General features: G+C 62.6%; 21 protein-coding genes. 10 read left to right on the plus strand and 11 right to left on the minus strand.

Going from position 1 to position 17392, the window contains the following annotated elements; all coding sequences use genetic code 11:
* The first annotated feature begins 94 nt into the window (after positions 1-94).
* Complete coding sequence (locus LOKVESSMR4R_RS10015) at positions 95-310, plus strand: hypothetical protein (RefSeq protein ID WP_087208025.1); 216 nt, start codon at positions 95-97, stop codon at positions 308-310.
* Here the strand turns inward: LOKVESSMR4R_RS10015 and LOKVESSMR4R_RS10020 are convergent.
* Positions 307-1323, minus strand: coding sequence for a phosphotransferase (locus LOKVESSMR4R_RS10020; protein ID WP_237331758.1), 1017 nt, complete (start codon positions 1321-1323; stop codon positions 307-309). The genes LOKVESSMR4R_RS10015 and LOKVESSMR4R_RS10020 overlap by 4 nt on opposite strands.
* A gap of 118 nt (positions 1324-1441) precedes the next feature.
* On the opposite strand from LOKVESSMR4R_RS10020, the gene LOKVESSMR4R_RS10025 reads away from it, so the two are divergent.
* Positions 1442-2671, plus strand: a complete 1230-nt coding sequence (locus tag LOKVESSMR4R_RS10025) for an acyl-CoA dehydrogenase family protein (RefSeq protein WP_087208029.1) — start codon at positions 1442-1444, stop codon at positions 2669-2671.
* Here LOKVESSMR4R_RS10025 and LOKVESSMR4R_RS10030 read toward each other — a convergent pair.
* Positions 2644-2961: an ArsR/SmtB family transcription factor gene (locus LOKVESSMR4R_RS10030; RefSeq protein WP_087208031.1), complete on the minus strand. Its 318-nt coding sequence runs from the start codon at positions 2959-2961 to the stop codon at positions 2644-2646. The genes LOKVESSMR4R_RS10025 and LOKVESSMR4R_RS10030 overlap by 28 nt on opposite strands.
* 87 nt (positions 2962-3048) lie before the next feature.
* Here LOKVESSMR4R_RS10030 and LOKVESSMR4R_RS10035 point away from each other — a divergent pair, with 87 nt between their 5' ends.
* The 4 genes from LOKVESSMR4R_RS10035 to LOKVESSMR4R_RS10050 are packed head-to-tail and all read left to right on the plus strand — an operon-like array spanning position 3049 to position 5228.
* Positions 3049-3912, plus strand: a complete 864-nt coding sequence (locus tag LOKVESSMR4R_RS10035) for an MBL fold metallo-hydrolase (protein WP_087208033.1) — start codon at positions 3049-3051, stop codon at positions 3910-3912.
* A gap of 23 nt (positions 3913-3935) precedes the next feature.
* Complete coding sequence (locus LOKVESSMR4R_RS10040; RefSeq protein ID WP_087208034.1) at positions 3936-4361, plus strand: YeeE/YedE family protein; 426 nt, start codon at positions 3936-3938, stop codon at positions 4359-4361.
* Entirely contained in the window at positions 4361-4792 is a 432-nt protein-coding gene (locus tag LOKVESSMR4R_RS10045; protein ID WP_087208036.1) for a DUF6691 family protein, read from the plus strand. The genes LOKVESSMR4R_RS10040 and LOKVESSMR4R_RS10045 overlap by 1 nt, the downstream gene beginning before the upstream one ends.
* Positions 4793-4802: 10 nt before the next feature.
* Positions 4803-5228, plus strand: coding sequence for a TIGR01244 family sulfur transferase (locus LOKVESSMR4R_RS10050; protein ID WP_087208037.1), 426 nt, complete (start codon positions 4803-4805; stop codon positions 5226-5228).
* 218 nt (positions 5229-5446) lie between these two features.
* Here LOKVESSMR4R_RS10050 and LOKVESSMR4R_RS10055 read toward each other — a convergent pair whose 3' ends face one another.
* From LOKVESSMR4R_RS10055 to LOKVESSMR4R_RS10075, 5 genes are all read right to left on the minus strand, one after another.
* Positions 5447-6505, minus strand: a complete 1059-nt coding sequence (locus LOKVESSMR4R_RS10055; RefSeq protein WP_237331759.1) for a FliM/FliN family flagellar motor switch protein — start codon at positions 6503-6505, stop codon at positions 5447-5449.
* 86 nt (positions 6506-6591) lie between these two features.
* Positions 6592-9258, minus strand: coding sequence for an ATP-binding protein (locus tag LOKVESSMR4R_RS10060; RefSeq protein WP_087208041.1), 2667 nt, complete (start codon positions 9256-9258; stop codon positions 6592-6594).
* Complete coding sequence (locus LOKVESSMR4R_RS10065; RefSeq protein WP_087208043.1) at positions 9258-9551, minus strand: hypothetical protein; 294 nt, start codon at positions 9549-9551, stop codon at positions 9258-9260. Before LOKVESSMR4R_RS10065 ends, LOKVESSMR4R_RS10060 begins: the two co-directional genes overlap by 1 nt.
* Positions 9548-9916, minus strand: a complete 369-nt coding sequence (locus LOKVESSMR4R_RS10070) for a response regulator transcription factor (RefSeq protein WP_087208044.1) — start codon at positions 9914-9916, stop codon at positions 9548-9550. The genes LOKVESSMR4R_RS10065 and LOKVESSMR4R_RS10070 overlap by 4 nt, the downstream gene beginning before the upstream one ends.
* Positions 9917-9995: 79 nt before the next feature.
* Positions 9996-11294 carry a helix-turn-helix transcriptional regulator gene (locus tag LOKVESSMR4R_RS10075; RefSeq protein ID WP_087208046.1) on the minus strand — a complete coding sequence of 433 codons (1299 nt, stop codon included), beginning with the start codon at positions 11292-11294 and terminating at the stop codon, positions 9996-9998.
* A 201-nt stretch (positions 11295-11495) separates the two neighbouring features.
* Here LOKVESSMR4R_RS10075 and LOKVESSMR4R_RS10080 point away from each other — a divergent pair, with 201 nt between their 5' ends.
* The 4 genes from LOKVESSMR4R_RS10080 (at position 11496) to aat (ending at position 14436) form a co-directional block, all read left to right on the plus strand.
* Complete coding sequence (locus LOKVESSMR4R_RS10080; protein WP_204248658.1) at positions 11496-11810, plus strand: hypothetical protein; 315 nt, start codon at positions 11496-11498, stop codon at positions 11808-11810.
* Between the two features lie 133 nt (positions 11811-11943).
* Positions 11944-12435: an acetyl-CoA carboxylase biotin carboxyl carrier protein gene (gene accB / locus LOKVESSMR4R_RS10085; RefSeq protein WP_087213002.1), complete on the plus strand. Its 492-nt coding sequence runs from the start codon at positions 11944-11946 to the stop codon at positions 12433-12435.
* Positions 12436-12443: 8 nt separating this feature from the next.
* Positions 12444-13790, plus strand: a complete 1347-nt coding sequence (accC, locus tag LOKVESSMR4R_RS10090; RefSeq protein WP_087208047.1) for an acetyl-CoA carboxylase biotin carboxylase subunit — start codon at positions 12444-12446, stop codon at positions 13788-13790.
* A 7-nt stretch (positions 13791-13797) separates the two neighbouring features.
* Positions 13798-14436 carry a leucyl/phenylalanyl-tRNA--protein transferase gene (aat, locus tag LOKVESSMR4R_RS10095; RefSeq protein ID WP_087208049.1) on the plus strand — a complete coding sequence of 213 codons (639 nt, stop codon included), beginning with the start codon at positions 13798-13800 and terminating at the stop codon, positions 14434-14436.
* Here aat and LOKVESSMR4R_RS10100 read toward each other — a convergent pair.
* The 4 genes from LOKVESSMR4R_RS10100 to LOKVESSMR4R_RS10115 all read right to left on the minus strand — a co-directional run bounded on the left by LOKVESSMR4R_RS10100 (position 14364) and on the right by LOKVESSMR4R_RS10115 (position 17310).
* A complete protein-coding gene (locus LOKVESSMR4R_RS10100) occupies positions 14364-14759 on the minus strand; it encodes a DUF2155 domain-containing protein (RefSeq protein WP_087208051.1) in 396 nt (131 codons plus the stop codon). The genes aat and LOKVESSMR4R_RS10100 overlap by 73 nt on opposite strands.
* Before the next feature lie 4 nt (positions 14760-14763).
* On the minus strand, positions 14764-15147 hold the full coding sequence (locus LOKVESSMR4R_RS10105) for an NADH:ubiquinone oxidoreductase subunit NDUFA12 (protein ID WP_087208053.1): 384 nt from the start codon (positions 15145-15147) through the stop codon (positions 14764-14766).
* Between the two features lie 139 nt (positions 15148-15286).
* The gene (clpX, locus tag LOKVESSMR4R_RS10110) at positions 15287-16552 is read right to left on the minus strand and encodes an ATP-dependent Clp protease ATP-binding subunit ClpX (RefSeq protein ID WP_087208055.1); all 1266 of its coding nucleotides are present in this window, start codon (positions 16550-16552) and stop codon (positions 15287-15289) included.
* Positions 16553-16689: 137 nt separating this feature from the next.
* Positions 16690-17310, minus strand: coding sequence for an ATP-dependent Clp protease proteolytic subunit (locus tag LOKVESSMR4R_RS10115; RefSeq protein WP_026352472.1), 621 nt, complete (start codon positions 17308-17310; stop codon positions 16690-16692).
* Positions 17311-17392 lie beyond the last annotated feature (82 nt).

The following is a 17392-nucleotide window of genomic DNA, read 5'->3' on the forward strand; positions in this document are numbered from 1 at the left end:
GGGTTGGCGTTTCCTAGCGGCTGGCCTGTGGACCCGCAACCCTTGCGCCGCACCCGCCCCCGCGCTAGGGCAGGCAAAACAAACGAGGTACGGGATGGAAATCGTTATCTGGATCGGTGCGGCCATGTCGGCGATCGGCCTGATCGGGATCGGCTATAGCGTTGTCATGGTGATGCGCGCCAAGCGGGCAAACCTGCCTGATGCCGAAATGCGCGCCCGTCTGGGCAAGGTGCTGCCGGTCAATCTGGGGGCTTTGTTGGTCTCGGTGCTGGGGCTGATGACGGTCGCGCTGGGGATCATGCTGGGCTAAGGCCCGTCACGGGTGACCTGCAAGGCCAGCGCGGCCAGAACCGGCACCGCCTGACCGTAAGCGCGGGCCTGATCGGGGTTCGAGGCATTGCCGCTCTGCGCGCGCGCGCCCACCCCTGCAAGGATCGCAGCCAGCCGGAAAAACGCAAAGACCAGATAAAACGCCCAATTGTCGATTGCGGGCAGGCCGCGCCGCGCAACATAGGCCGCGACATATTCCGCCTCGGTCGGCAGGCCATGCGCTGTGCGGTCGATCCCGCCCAAGCCCCGCATCCGGCCATCATGGGGCAGCCGCCATTGCATGCATTGATAGGCCAGATCGGCCAGCGGATGGCCCAGCGTGGATAATTCCCAATCCAGCACGCCCAAGATATCGGGCGCATCCGGCGCAAAGATCATATTGTCCAGCCGCCAATCGCCATGCACCAGCGCCACCTGCCCGTCATCGGGCGGCATTTGCTGTGCCAGCCATGCCATGATCTGCGCCATCGCGGGCGTCGGTTCTGCCACACTGGCCAGATATTGGCGCGACCAACGGTCCAGCTGGCGGACAAAATAAGTGCCGGGCTTGCCGAAATCCGACAGGCCGACAGCGGCGGTATCGACATCATGCAACGCCGCCAGCGCCGCATTCATCGCGTCATAGATCGCAGCCCGACCCGCCGGTGCCACCTCGGGCAAGGCCGGATCCCAGAAAATGCGCCCGTCCAGATGTTCCATCACGAAAAACGCGCGCCCGCTGGGCGATGTGGCGGCATCGGCCAGATGCAACATGCGCGGCACCGGCACCGCTGTCTTTGCCAGCGCCTGCATGACGCGAAATTCACGCTCTACCGCATGGGCCGAAGGCAGCAGGTCCCCCGGCGGCTTGCTGCGCAGCACATAGCGCCCGCTTTGGGCGGTGATCAGATAGGTCGGGTTGGATTGGCCAGTGCCGAATTTGGCAACCTCTTGCACAGAAGCGATGCCCGGCACGGCGGCGGACAGATATCCATCCAGCTGTGCCAGGGACATGCCCAGATCTTTTGCCGCCTCTTTCATCCCGCAATAGGGCCATGTGACGCCAAGTAGCGCAAGCCGTTGATTGACACGGACCGCCCGCGATGCACGATGTCCTAGGGGGAGGAACACCATGGACCTTGGACAGACCGCGCGGCTGAAACCCGTGCTTGCCGCCGTCAAGGCGATGATCGCGGATGAGATCGCGCCACTGGATGCCGAATTTCTGTCGCAGGTCGATATCGGCGACCGCTGGCAATTCACCCCGCGCCAGTCCGAAATCCTCGAAGGGTTAAAGACCAAGGCCCGCGACCGGGGCCTGTGGAATTTCTGGGATACGTTCGGCGATGGACCCAGCCTCAACACCGTCGAATATGCCTATCTGGCCGAGGAAATGGGCAAAAGCCATCTGGCCGCAGAGGTGTTCAACTGCAACGCACCCGACACCGGCAATATGGAGGTGTTCGCCCGCTACGGCACCGCGGCGATGAAGGACCGCTGGCTGAAACCGCTGATGGCGGGCGACATCCGGTCGGCCTATCTGATGACCGAACCCGATGTGGCCAGCTCGGACGCCACCAATATCGCCATGACCTGCGTGCGCGACGGCGATGATTATGTGCTGAACGGGCAGAAATGGTGGGCGACGGGTGCGGGCGATCCGCGTTGTGCGGTGCATATCGTCATGGTGCGCAGCAACGATGAGGCGCCCAAGCACCAGCGCCATTCGATGATCGTGGTGCCTGCCGACACGCCCGGCATCGTGAAACTGCGCGCGATGGAGGTTTACGGCCATGACGACGCGCCGCATGGCCATATGCATTTTCGCTATGACAATGTCCGCGTGCCCGCCGAAAACCTGCTGCTAGGGATCGGGCGCGGGTTCGAGATCGCCCAAGGCCGCCTTGGCCCCGGCCGCATCCATCATTGCATGCGCGCCATCGGGCAGGCCGAAAAGGCGCTGGCGCTGATGTGTGAACGGTCGGTCAGCCGGGCGGCCTTTGGCAAGCCCTTGGCGGAATTGGGCGAAAATTACGACCTGATCGCCACCGCCCGGATGGAGATCGAACAGGCCCGCCTTTTGTGTCTGAAAGCCGCATGGATGATGGACCAACGCGACAAACGCGCCGCTGCCCCTTGGATCAGCCAGATCAAGGTGGTGGCCCCTGCCGTGGCGCTGAAGATCACCGATATGGCGGTGCAGATGTTCGGGGCAGCGGGCGTGTCACAGGACACACCGCTGGCGCGGCAATGGACGCATCTGCGCACGCTGCGGCTGGCCGATGGCCCCGATGCGGTGCATCGCCGACAGGTCGCAAGGGCGGAACTTGCCGCTTATGGGACGGGGCAGAAGATATCGTAGATGCGTTCCAGCAAGGGGCGCACCCGCGGGTCAGCCAGATGATAGCGGATATTGCGGCCGTCACGGGTACAAGACACCAGGCCTTCGTTGCGCAAGCGCAGCAATTGGCCTGATACATAGGATTGGCTGGCACCAAGGGCGGTTTCCAGATCGCCGACCGACATCTCGCCCGGCACCAGCGCGCAAAGAATGCGCAGCCGGCCGGGGTTCGACAATGCCTTCAACAGCTCTGCCGCTTCGGTCGCTGCGGCATCCATCGGGTCCAGTTTGAAATCTGTTGCTTGTTTCATAGCGTCACCCTACAGCCCTTTTTTATACATTTCAACATTGAAATGTTTTCGGAAATACTTATTGTATGACCGCAAAGGAGAATCAACATGAAACCAGATGTCAAAGCCTTCTTCGATGAAGCCACCAACACGATTTCCTACGTTGTGCGCGAACCTCAGGGCAGCGCCTGCGCGATTGTTGACAGCGTGCTGGATTACGACCCCGCCGCAGGGCGCACCGATACGACATCCGCCGATGCGATCATCGCCTGGGTCAAGGACCAAGGGCTGACTGTCGCCTGGATCCTCGAAAGCCATGTCCATGCTGACCATCTGTCTGCCGCCCCCTATCTGCAACAGCATCTGGGCGGCAAGATCGGGATCGGGTCCAATATCACCATCGTGCAGGATACTTTCGGCAAGATCTTCAATGAAGGCACCGAATTCCAGCGTGACGGGTCGCAATTTGATGCGCTCTTCAAAGAAGGTGATGCGTTCCATATCGGGCAGATGCGCGCCGAGGTGCTGCATACGCCGGGCCACACCCCCGCCTGCCTGACCTATGTGGTGGGCGATGCGGCCTTTGTGGGCGACACTTTGTTCATGCCCGATTTCGGCACGGCGCGCTGCGATTTTCCGGGCGGATCGGCCGAAGACCTTTACAATTCGATCCAGAAAATCCTGGCCCTGCCCGATGAGACACGGATTTTCGTGGGCCATGATTACAAGGCCCCCGGCCGCGATGAATTCGCCTGGGAAACCACTGTGGGCGAACAAAAGGCGATGAATGTGCATGTGGGCGCGGGCAAACCGCTGGAAGATTTCGTCTCTATGCGCACGACGCGCGATGCGCAGCTGGGCATGCCTCGGCTAATCCTGCCATCGCTGCAAACCAATATGCGCGCGGGCAATCTGCCCGAACCCGAAGACAATGGCGGGCGCTATTTCAAAGTGCCGATCAACCAGCTTTGATCGCGACAACATAAGGAAAGACAATGCAACAAGATTGGATCATGGGCCTGATCGGCGGCGGGCTGATCGGGACGGCAGGAGCTTTGTTCCTGCTGGTGAACGGGCGGATCATGGGGGCCTCTGGGATCATCGGCGGGCTGGTCGATGGCAGCGGGCGCAGTGATTGGCAGGAACGCGCAGCGCTGATCGCGGGGCTGGTGCTTGTGCCGGCCATCGCCGCAGCGGCGATCGGCGGGTCGGAAACCAACCTGACCGGCAATTGGGCCGTCATCATCGCGGCGGGGCTACTGGTCGGGATCGGCACAAGGCTGGCCAATGGCTGCACCTCGGGGCACGGGGTCTGCGGGATTTCGCGGCTGTCGCTGCGCGGCATCGTGTCCACCGCGTTTTATATCGGGGCGGGCGGTCTGACGATGGTCCTGTTCAAACATGTGCTGGGGGTGATCTGATGCGCGCTTTTGTTTCTTTCCTGACGGGCGGCCTGTTCGGGCTGGGCCTGCTGGTGTCGGGCATGACCGATACCACCAAGGTGCAAGGCTGGCTGGATGTGTTCGGCGATTGGGACCCGACGCTGGCCTTTGTGATGGGCGGCGCGATCATTCCGATGGCCATCGCCTGGCGGCTGACGGTCGGGCGTAAACCCGTGCTGGCGGCTGCTTTTCCTGCGCCGCCCGAACCTCGGATCGGGCGCAACCTGGTGATCGGATCGACGCTGTTCGGCGCAGGCTGGGGTCTGGCGGGGCTCTGTCCCGGCCCGGCGATTGCCTCGCTCAGCTATGGTGGCGCGGGTGGTCTTGTCTTTCTGGCAGCAATGCTGGCAGGTATGATGCTGACACCGGGGCTGCGGGTCCGTTTCGAGCGCGCCCTGCCTGCAACATAAGAGGACGATCATGGATATCCGACACATCACCCCCGATTACGCGGTCACACCACAGATTGATGTGGCGGATATCGCCGCGATTGCCGCGGCTGGTTTCACCACGATCATCTGCAACCGGCCCGATGCCGAAGTGCCGCCTTCGCATCAGGCCGAAACGATCCGCGCCGCAGCAGAGGCGGCGGGGATCACCTTTACGCTGAACCCCGTGACCCATCAGGGGCTGAACATGGGCATGGTCGATACCCAGATGGCGGCGGCTGACGCCTCATCCGGGCCAGTGCTGGCCTATTGCGCATCCGGCACGCGGTCTTCGATTGTCTGGTCGCTGGGGCAAGCGGGCAAGATGCCGACCGATGCGATCATCGCGGCCACAGCGCTGGCGGGCTATGATCTGGCCGGGATGCGCGGGCAGCTGGATATGCTGGCCAAGGGGTAAAACGCGGCACCAAAACGGATCGCCTGCGTCAGGGCGCGGTGCTGGTTGATCCAGCATCGCGCCCTTTTTGCGCGGGATAAGCCGCCAGTAGATGTCATATGGCGCCATGCCCCGCCCAGCATGGACCGGCGCTTGCCCCGCACTTTCGCCAATGATCAGGTCAGCAGCGCGCAGGCCGCCTTGCCCCCCGGCGGCGCGCGGATGCGGCCAAGCGCGTCTCACGCCCCTTCCAGCAGGCCCGCCATATCGTGATCATCGGGCTGGTCGGACTCGTCGAACTGCAGGGACATATCGCCAGTCATATCGCCGGTCATATCGTCAGAGATGTCTGATGCCATATCTGGGGCCATGTCCAAGGCCATATCCGGCAAGGCCACGCTGCCGCTGACCAATTCATCCATATCCATGCCGGGGGGCAATTCGATCCGCACGGCGCGGTGCCCGGCCAATTGGCCCAGTTTCGCCTGCGCCACAAAAGATCCATCAGCCGCGATCAGCCGGACCGAATTGACGGTGCAGCCCGGCAGCGCCACCACCTGCCCGACCTGCAAGGCCTGCGCCTGCCCCAGCGGCATTTTGAAACGGTGCAAACGCGCGGTCAACATGGCGGCCGAATCCTGCACCACGGCGCTGAATGCCGTGCCCCAATCCAGCACGGGGGCGGGTGTGTCGGGGGCGTCGGATTCCGCCTGCACCGGCAGGACCAGCATCACCTCGCCCAGCCGGTCACCGGCGCCGAGTTCCACATTCATCCGCAACACGCGGTAATCGCCATCATCCAGCAGCAGACCGGCCAGCCGGCTGTCGGCCAGCCTGTCGCCGACGCTGACATCATCGACCCAGCCATCATAAGCGGTGGTCATCACCGCCGGGGGCAAGGCCTGCAGAAACGCCACAAGCAAAGGATCGCACAGCGCCTTGTCCGTGCCGGTCGCGGGGCGGTCATCGGCGGGATGATCCAGCAGCCGGCCTGTGGTCTGCACCTCGACCATGGCGGCGCGCAATTGCATATCCACCGCGACAAACCCCGCCAAAGCACCCCGCCGGTCCAGCCCGACCAGCATCAGCCCCGGATCCAGCCCGCCCAGCAAATCATCCAGCCGCCCGACATCATCGGCCGTGCTGGCCACCCGCAGCACCAGCCCGCCCGCATCGCTGGCCGCCTTGACCAGCGCCAGCCGCACAGCGCGCGACGTGGTCAGCGGGCTGACGGCGGGCGTGCCAATGGCCTGCCCCGCCATGCGCCGCAGAATAGAGATATGAGAGCTGTCAGTCATGCGCCTGCCTTGGGTCTGACCCCAGATTACACCCGCAGAGATTACTTTTCCGCTAAGACCCGGCCAGCGCGGCGAAATCGGCGCGGCTAGATCGGCAAGCTCACACGGAACGCCGTGCCGGATGTGCCGGGCAGATAGGTGATATCGCCATGCAGCCGGTGCATGATCTCGCGGCAGATCGCCAGCCCAAGCCCTGCGCCGCCTGCCTTGGATTCATCCGCCAGCCGCGAGAATTTTTCAAAGATCAATTCATGATTCTGCGCCGCGATCCCGATGCCATTATCCAGAAAATCAATCCGATGCTGCCCTTTGGCACGGCTGACACGAATCGTCAGCGCCGGCGACTTGGCGTCGCAATATTTCGCCGCATTCGAAATCAGGTTGATGAACACCTGTACCAGCCGGTCCAGATCGGCGGTGATCTCGATCTCTTCGGTGGCGCGGTCGCGCAGGATCGTCAGGTTGCGGTCATGCACCCCCGCCGCCGCAATCGCCCGGTCCAGCAGCACCGACAGCCGCCCGGTCTGCGGGCGCAGCACGACCTGTCCGTTTTCCAGCACCGACAAATCCAGCAGATCATCCAGCAGCAGCGACAAGCGGATCGATTCGTCCAGGATGATCCCGGCATAGCGGTTGCGATCCTCGGCGGGCAGATCATCCTCGCGCAGGATTTCCGAAAACGACCGGATCGAGGTCATCGGCGTGCGCAATTCATGGCTGATCTGGCTCAGAAACGCATCTTTCTGGATCGACAGCGCCGTCAGCTTGGCATTGGCGTCGCGCAGCGCGCGCGCGGTGGCCTCTTGTTCGGCGGATTTCGCCTCGAGCCGGTTGGAATATTCCAGGATCTGGGCGGCCTCGTCAGCCACGGCGATCAGATCCTCGACCGAGACACCGCTGCCCCCCGTCAATTGGCCGATCATCGCATGGGCGGTCGCAGCCCCGACAGAGCCGCCCAATTCGCGTTCCAGCCGCGCGACGAAATCGGTGGTGGCCTTGGGCAGCTGACCGGGGATGCCCTGGCGTGTGGCCTCGCGCGCAAAGATCCGCTGCGCCTCGGTCCGGCCGATGATGCGTTGCGACATCAACAGCAGGTCCTCGGCGGCGGCAACGGGGCGCGACCATGTCCGCGCGCCGGTGGTATGTTCAAAGACATTGACGAATTGCGCGCCTTGCAGCCGTTCCAGCGGCGATGGAAAGGTCACCAGCGAGACACCCACGAAGGCCGCAGTATTCAGCAGCATCGACCACAGGATGCCATGCACCAAGGGATCGATCCCGCCGATCCCGAACAGCGCCTCGGGGCGCAGCCAGCCGATGCCGAAAGGCCCGTGCACAAAGACCTCGGCCGGGATCACGGCACCGGGGCCAAAGCTGGGCAGAAACATCGACCAAAGCCAGACCACCAGCCCGGTCAGCAGACCTGCCGCCGCCGCAGGCCGGGTCGCGCCGCGCCAGAAGATACCGCCGATCAGCGCGGGCAGCACCTGCACCGAACCCACGAAAGAGATCAGCCCGATCGCCGCCAGCGCCGTGCCCCCGCCCGACAGCCGGTAATAGACAAAGCCCAGCGCCAGCACGCCCGCGATGGACAAGCGCCGCGCCAGCAGCGTCAGCTGGCGCACATCGCCTGACATCGCGCCGCGCTGGTCGCCCTGCAAGGCGAACCACAAAGGCACCACGATGTGATTGGACACCATCGTCGCCAGCGCGATGGTCGCCACGATCACCATGGATGTGGCAGATGAAAAGCCGCCCAGAAAAGACAGCATTGCCAATCCGTTAGCGCCCTGGCTTAAAGGTATTGTCAAGACGAACAGATCAGGGTTGCTGCCTGCGGGCATCAGGTCAAGCCCGACCACCGCGATCGGCACGACAAAGAGGCTCATCGCCAGCAGATAGGCCGGAAAGGCCCAGCTGGCGAAACGCAGCTGCGCCTCGTCGTCATTTTCCACCACCATGACCTGAAACATCCGCGGCAGGCAGACAAAGGCCGCGGCCGAGACAAAGATCAGCCCGAACCAGCGATGCGTGTCCTGCTCCCACAGTTCCAGATCAGCGGCATCGATCCGCGCCATCATCTGCACCGGGCCACCGCCCAGCCCCCAGACCACGAAAACGCCGACCGCGATCAGCGCGAAAAGCTTGACCACCGCCTCGACCGCGATGGCCGTGACAATGCCGGGATGGCGTTCATTGGCATCCAGGTTGCGGGTGCCGAACAGGATCGTAAAGACCGCCAGCCCCCCCGCGAACCACATCGCGGCGCGCGCGAAATCGCCATCGGTCCAGGCCGCCCCCTCATGATCTGCAAAGACCGCCAGTGACAGCGTGACCGATTGGATTTGCAGCGCGATATAAGGCGTGGCCGCGACCACGGCGATCAGCGTGACAACCGCGCCCAGCCGGCGCGATTTGCCAAAGCGCGACGAGATCAAATCCGCAATCGAGGTGATCCGCTGCGCCCGCCCGATCCGCACCAGCCGCCGCAACAGCCACCACCAGCCCACCATCACCAGCGTCGGCCCCAGGTAGATCGTCACGAATTCCAACCCCGACCGCGCCGCATAGCCCACCGCGCCGTAAAAGGTCCAGGCCGTGCAATAGATGCTCAGCGACAGCGTATAGATCACCGGCGCATGCAGCCATTTCGCCTGCCCCGCCGCCGCCCGCCTTTCGGCCAGAAAGGCCACCCAGAACAGCGCCGCCACATAGCTGAGCGCGACAAGGATCAGGATATTGAAGGAAACCATTACCGCCGCATGTCATCGGGTGAATGGTCGGTATCGGGCAACAGCCGCGCCAGCACCGCCGCCAGCCCGATCAGGATCAGCCAGATCACGAAAATATACGCCACCATGCCCGATTTCGAGGGTGTCTCGGGGCCAGAGCTTGCCCAGAGCAGCGGGATGAACCACAAGACCGCCCCCAGCACGGGCAGGAATTGCGCAGCATCCCCCAGCCGCCGCTGCCGATAGCTGGCCCGCTCCAGAAAGACCGGCGGTTTGGCGGGCGGTTTGGCAGGCGGTTTGGCGGGCGGTTTCATGGGGCCATCATGGCGCGGACATAATCGCGCACATCGCTGTTGGAAAAGGGTTTGGTCATGAAATGGCTGGCACCCAGCCGCAGGGCCAGCGCGCGGTCCTTGTCCTGCCCGCGCGCGGTCAGCATCATCACCGGGATATCCTTGGTGACATCGGTGCTGCGCAATTCGCGCAAGATCTCAAAGCCGCTGCGCCCCGGCAGCATCACGTCAAGAATGATCATATCGGGCGGCAGGGCCAGCACCTTGGCCATGGCGGTCTGACCGTCTTGATGGGTATGCACGGTCCAGCCGTCGCGCGACAGGATGAATCCGATCGCCTCGATGATGTTTGGCTCATCCTCGATCAGAAGGACGCGCTTGCCCATCCCATCGCCTCCCCTTTGCTCGCCGCGCTGGCGCGCGGGCTCCCCTTGGTATCGACTATCCTTGTTTCAGAGCGGCCTGTCAAAGCGCAGTTGGCGTGCCGATGATCGCAGGCTCGCGGCGGCTGGCGCAATCGGCGCGCGGACAGATGCGGCAGGCAATGCCGACAGGCACCGGCGGCGCGCTGGCCTGGGCCATATCGGGCAGCACCAGCATCGTGCTGCGCAAGACCGGCGGCAGATCGAATTGATGCACCGCCAGAGGCATCGCGATCGCATAGCACAACAGCCGTGGCGCTGTCGGTCCGGGCAGGATCGCCTCGGCGCGCAGCGGCTGGCTGGGGCGGCTCAGCGCTGCGAACAAAGGCCAGAGCGGACAGGCCGCCCCCATCGCGGGCATCGCAAAGCCCGGCACCGGTTTAAGATAGATCAACGCCCCCGCAGCATCGCAAACGGCAAGCCCCATCGGCGGATGGCCCGCATCGGGCGGCAGACAGGGCAACCGGCGCAGGACCGTGGCGAAATCAACGCCATATTGCGCGGCCAGCTGGGCGGGGTCATAATGGCAGGCCCGCGCCGCCTGCGCAAAAGCGGCCATCGGCAAGGCGCGCGCATCATCGGCATATTGGCGGCAGATCCCGGCCAGCAGCGCCGCCGCCGCCCCGGTCAATCCCGATTGCGCGACAATATCCTCTGGGCTGGCCGTTTCGGCCTCGATCATCGGCAGGTGATAGCTGTGCTGCGCCAGAAACGCATCGACCTGCCCCATCGGCGTATCGGGCGACGGATCGGCGGCGGCGGGCGCGTCCAGATAGGCCACCAGCGCCTCGCTGCTTTTGCCAAGGCGCAGGCTGTCGGTATGGATGTTTTCGTGAAACCGGCGCTGCCAATCGGCGTCGATCTGTTCCTGACCGACAAGAATCGCCGCGCTGGACCGGATCGCGGTCACCGCCGAAATCACATCATGCAGGGCCGTCGCCAGAAACGGGTCATGCGCCATGCGGTCGGTCAAAGCATCGACGCGTTGATCCAGCACCGCCAAACGGCGCGCCTGCAAGGCGATCAGCCCGGCCCAACCGGGGAAACGCGCGACCAATTCCTCGGCGCGGGCGATTTCGGCCATGTCACCGGCAAGGCCTGCGGCGCTATGCAGCTGGTCCAGCAGGTCGCGATCCGCGCCATCGGCAAGACTGGAGGGATCAACCCCCAGCGCGCGCGCCAGATCGGTCAGCAGCTTGCCCCCAATCCGGCGGCGGTTATGTTCGATCAGGTTCAGATAGGACGGCGAGATCCCCACGGCCCGCGCCACATTGGCCTGCCGCAGGCCCAGATCGATGCGCTTTTCGCGAATGCGGGTGCCGGTCATGCGTGCTATGGTCATCGGGTCCTGTCAGGCTGTCGCTGTGGCCATCCGGCATTTCGGGGTTTCTTTTACAAGATTTACTGCGCACGCAAAATACAATGACAACTTTGACAGCGGCTTTGGTTCAAATGCAAGATATTGGGACCAGCCCCGTTAACATTTTGGCAAGGTTCAGAGCCGATTCTGTTGGTGACAGTATTCCCCTGATGGATGAACGCCATGGACCCGTCTTTACATCTTACGCCGACATCGCCCGCCGCGATGCCCTATGCCGCCCAGCCCCGGCAGCTGCCCGATACCACGGTGGCACCGGTCAGGTCCTTGCAGGCCGCCGCCACGCTGCCGCCCGAACGCCCCTTTGTGGCACAGGCGGTCGCGGCACGGCTAGACAGCGGCTTTGCCGAAGACCCCGCCGAAATTCTGCCCGATGACCGAATCCTGCGCCCCTATGGCGTGCCGATGCTGCCCGCGGACAAGCCCGAGGATGACATCACCGCGCCACCCAGCACGCAAGACCGCCCGCAGAAATTGTAAATCCTTGACGCAAGGTTGCGCATTTTGCGCCGCTGCCGCTTCCCACCATGGCCCGCTTACCCTATAAGCGCACTGGATGTGCAAAGCCCGCAAAAAGCGGGGCATGAACGATAGGCAACGGGCCGAGGAACAGATGAGCAATAAAACCTCCCACGATAGCGATGTCAGCTTTATTCAGGCGCTGGCAGAATTGCTGCGCCAGAACGATCTGACGGAATTGCAGGTCAAGCGGGATTACGGCGAAAACGACAGCCTGAATGTGCGCGTCAGCCGCCAGACACAGACACTGGTGCAGGCCAGCGCCCCCGCGGTGGCAGCAATGCCCGCCGCACCGGCCGCCGCCGCCCCAGCAGCCCCCGCCGCCAGCGCCAATACCGACCCCGCCAGCCATCCGGGTGCCGTGACATCGCCGATGGTCGGCACCGTCTATATGGCCCCTGAACCCAATGCCGCGCCTTTCGTGGCCATTGGCCAGAATGTGCGCGAAGGTGACACGATCTTGATCATCGAAGCGATGAAAACGATGAACCATATTCCCGCCCCCCGCGCAGGCACAATCCGGCGCATTCTGGTCGAAGATGGCGGCGCGGTCGAATTCGGCGCACCTCTTGTCATCATCGAATAGAGGCTGCGATGTTTGAAAAAATCCTGATTGCGAACCGGGGCGAAATCGCCTTGCGGGTCGTGCGCGCCTGCCGCGAAATGGGCGTGAAATCGGTGGCCGTGCATTCCACCGCCGACAGCGATGCGATGCATGTGCGCATGGCCGATGAGGCGATCTGCATCGGCCCGCCCGCATCCGCGCAAAGCTATCTGTCCTTTCCCGCGATCATCTCGGCCTGTGAAATCACCGGCGCGCAGGCGATCCATCCAGGCTATGGGTTTCTGTCGGAAAACGCAGCTTTCGTGCAGGCCATCGAAGATCACGGGCTGACCTTCATTGGACCCACCGCCGAACATATCCGCATCATGGGCGACAAGATCACCGCCAAGGACACGATGAAGGCGCTTGGCGTGCCCTGCGTGCCCGGATCGGACGGCGGCGTGCCCACGCTCAAGGATGCGCAGCGCGTCGGCGCGGAAATCGGCTATCCGGTCATCATCAAGGCCACGGCCGGCGGCGGCGGGCGCGGCATGAAAGTGGCGCAGACAGAAGCCGATATGGAAAAAGCCTTCCATTCCGCAAGATCCGAGGCGAAAGCCGCCTTTGGCAATGACGAAGTCTATATCGAGAAATATCTGACCACGCCGCGCCATATCGAAATTCAGGTCTTTGGCGATGGCAAGGGCAATGCCGTGCATCTGGGCGAACGCGATTGTTCGCTGCAACGCCGCCACCAAAAGGTGTTCGAAGAAGCCCCCGGTCCCATCATCACCCCCGCATTGCGCGCGCGGATCGGCAAGGTCTGCGCCGATGCTGTCGCCGCGATCAATTACATCGGCGCGGGCACGATCGAATTTCTGTTCGAAAACGACGAATTCTATTTCATCGAGATGAACACCCGCCTGCAGGTCGAACATCCGGTGACCGAAGCCGTCTTTGGCGTCGATCTGGTGCGCGAACAGCTGCGCGTCGCCTCGGGCCTGCCGATGTCCTTCACCCAGGATGATCTGCGCATCAACGGCCATGCGATCGAAGTGCGGATCAATGCCGAAAAGCTGCCAAATTTCGCGCCCTGCCCCGGCACGATCACGCAATATCACGCGCCGGGCGGCTTGGGCGTGCGGATGGATAGCGCGCTTTACGACGGCTACCGCATCCCGCCCTATTACGACAGCCTGATCGGCAAGCTGATCGTGCATGGCCGCGACCGGCCAGAGGCGTTGGCGCGTCTGGGCCGCGCTTTGGGTGAATTGATCGTCGATGGTGTGGACACGACCATCCCATTGTTCCATGCGCTGCTGGCCGAACCTGCGGTGCAGTCGGGGGATTACAACATCCACTGGCTGGAACATTGGCTGGAAACAAACCTGTCCTGACGTGACAATGTCCCAGCCTCCGCTGACGCCTGCGCTTGTCCTGCAAGCCTATCGTCTGGGGGTCTTTCCAATGTCCGAAAGCCGGGACGACCCGGGTATTTTCTGGGTCGATCCGCGCAGGCGCGGTGTGTTTCCGCTGGACCAGTTCCGCATCAGCCACAGCCTTGCGCGGACCATCCGGCGCGGCCAGTTCCGGGTCAGTTTCGACACCGCCTTTGCCGATGTGGTCGATGGCTGCGCCGACCGGCCAGAGACCTGGATCAACCCCAGCATCCGCGATCTGTCGCTCATGCTGCACCGCCAAGGCCATGCCCATGCCGTCGAGGTCTGGCAGGATGCGCAGCTGGTGGGCGGTGTCTATGGCATCCATATCGGGGCCGCGTTTTTCGGCGAAAGCATGTTCAGCCGCGCCACGGATGCCTCAAAGGTGGCGCTGGCCTATCTGCTGCATAACCTGCGCGGCAGCGGCTTTACCCTGTTCGACACGCAATTCCTGACGCCGCATCTGCCCAGCCTTGGGGCCGTGGAAATCCCGCGCGCCCAATATCACCGGATGCTGGCGGCGGCGGTTGCTCAATCCGCGCGGTTTTCGACCGCGGTGCCGGCATCCAGCGATGTGATACAGCGCAAAACCCAGACATCGTAACGCGGATGGTCCAGCGCATTCAGCGCAGGCGAGGACGCCAGCATCCAGCCGGCAAAGACCGGCGTCACCTGATTGCGGCTATGGATCATCAACGCCGCATAGCCGTCGCTGGCCACATGATCAGCCGGATAACGGCAGTCATTCAGCGTGACCGACAAGGCGCCGAAAGCGTCGCTTTGCCCGTTGCGCAAGGCCAGATCGGTCACAGCGCCGGTCAGCTTGTCCAGAATGCGGATCTCTGCGCCGATGCCCGACAGCATCTGTTGGCCGGCGGCGGGGGCGGCCAGCAGCAGGCAGGCCGCTATGGCGGATAATCGCCGCATCGCCCTATTCGGGGGTCCAGGCTTCGTAATCCTTGCGGTCGGCGGGGGCCATGCGCCGGATCGAACCGGCAGGCGCATAGGCCGCCATCGTGCCGGTCAGGTTCGGCTGATGCGGCTTTTCCCAGCTTTTGCGCGGCAAAGGCGTCTCGGTCGGGGGTTCATCCCATGTGTGATGCAGCCAGCCATGCCATTCGGGGCTGACCCGCGAGCCTTCGATCGCGCCGTTGTAAATCACCCAGCGGCGGCTGTCATCGGCATTGCGGTAATAGATATTGCCCTGCGCATCCGTCCCGACGCGCAACCCTTTGCGGGATGTCCACAACTGGGTGCCATAGGTCTGTCCATCCCACCATGTGAAAATGCGTTTGATTGAATGGCCAATACCCATGCTGCCTCTCCGGTAAACTGCGGCTGTCATGCCCTATTGCGCGCAAAAGGTCCAGCCTGCGCAAGGCGTCCCTTTCTTCCGAGAAGAAAATATCCCCGCCGGAGGCTCCCGATGACGCGGGGCCACCAAGGATGCGGCATCAGCCTGCCGTCGCGGGTTCTTTTTTCTTCACGTCGTCATGGATCATCAAGGGCGCAACATCGGATGTCACCGCCTCTTCGTTGACGACGACTTCGGTCACCGTGTCCAGACCGGGCAGGTCGAACATCGTATCCAGCAAGATGCCTTCCATGATCGAGCGCAAGCCGCGCGCGCCGGTCTTGCGCTTGATCGCGCGTTTGGCGATGGCGGTCAGGGCGTCATCGGTAAAGGTCAGCTTGGTGTTTTCCAGCTCGAACAGGCGCTGATATTGCTTGACCAGTGCATTCTTGGGCTTGGTCAGGATGGTGATCAGCGCGTCTTCGTCCAGATCGGTCAGCGTGGCGATCACCGGCAGACGGCCGACGAATTCCGGGATCAGGCCGAATTTCAGCAGGTCTTCGGGTTCGAGATCCTGAAACACCTCGCCGATGCCGCGTTCGTCCACATCCTTGACATCCGCACCAAAGCCCATGCCAGAGCCTTTGCTGCGCCGCGCGATGATCTTGTCCAGCCCGGCAAAAGCACCGCCACAGATGAACAGGATATTGGTCGTATCCACCTGCAGGAATTCCTGCTGCGGATGTTTGCGCCCGCCCTGCGGCGGCACCGAAGCAACGGTGCCTTCCATGATCTTGAGAAGGGCCTGCTGCACACCCTCGCCCGAGACATCACGGGTGATGCTGGGGTTGTCGGATTTGCGGGTGATCTTATCGACCTCGTCGATATAGACGATGCCGCGCTGCGCGCGTTCGACGTTGTATTCGGAAGCCTGCAACAGTTTCAGGATGATGTTCTCGACATCCTCGCCGACATAACCGGCCTCTGTCAGGGTGGTGGCATCGGCCATGGTGAAAGGCACATCAAGGATGCGCGCCAGGGTCTGCGCCAGCAAGGTCTTGCCGCAGCCGGTCGGCCCGATCAGCATGATGTTGGATTTCGCCAGCTCGATATCGGATTTATCGGCATGGTTCAGGCGTTTGTAATGGTTATGCACGGCCACGGACAAGACCCGCTTGGCATGGACCTGGCCGATCACATAATCGTCAAGAACGGCGCAGATCTCGGAAGGGGTCGGCACGCCTTCGCCGGATTTCAGGCCGGATGCCTTGGTTTCCTCGCGGATGATATCCATGCAAAGTTCGACGCATTCATCGCAGATGAACACGGTCGGCCCGGCGATCAGCTTGCGCACCTCATGCTGGCTTTTGCCGCAAAAGCTGCAGTAAAGCGTGTTTTTGCTGTCGTTTCCGGTCGTCGTCGCCATATCAACCCTCTTGGCCTCTTGGCCCGTAAAACATGAACGGGCTGCCCTGTCTCGACACTAGGACAGCCCGCCAAGGTCTACAATGTCAAAATGACCAGTTTCCGGGTCACTTTTTCACCGTGGTGAATGACGCAAGATCATTCAGATGATTTTTCGCGGTTCACCACGATCTCGTCGATCAGGCCCCAATCCTTGGCCTCTTCGGGGGACATGAAATTGTCGCGTTCCAGCGCAGTCTCTACCTTTTTCAGGGGCTGGCCGGTGTGTTTGACATAGATTTCGTTCAACCGCGTCTTAAGCTTCTGGGTCTCGGCGGCATGGATCATGATATCCGTCGCCTGCCCCTGATACCCGCCCGAGGGCTGGTGGACCATGACCCGGCTATTGGGCAGCGAAAAGCGCATGCCGGGGTGGCCTGCGGTCAGCAACAGCGACCCCATGGACGCGGCCTGCCCGATGACCAGCGTGCTGACCTTGGGTTTGATGTATTGCATCGTGTCATAGATCGACAGGCCGGATGTCACCACGCCACCGGGGCTGTTGATATACATGCTGATTTCTTTTTTCGGGTTTTCCGATTCCAGATGCAGCAATTGGGCCACGACCAGCTGGCTCATCCCGTCATGCACGGGACCGTTCAGAAAGATGATCCGTTCCTTCAAGAGACGCGAAAAGATGTCATAGGCGCGTTCGCCACGCGCGGTCTGTTCCACGACCATGGGAACAAGGTTCATATAGGTTTCAACGGGGTCTTGCATGTTCATGCCTCTCTGCTGGACGGATGTCCGACTTCATCAATTCGCCCGACATTAGGCGTCGGCGCGGGGGGCTTCAAGGGCT

The organism is Yoonia vestfoldensis (assembly GCF_002158905.1).
In the GTDB taxonomy this organism is placed as follows: domain Bacteria; phylum Pseudomonadota; class Alphaproteobacteria; order Rhodobacterales; family Rhodobacteraceae; genus Yoonia; species Yoonia vestfoldensis_B.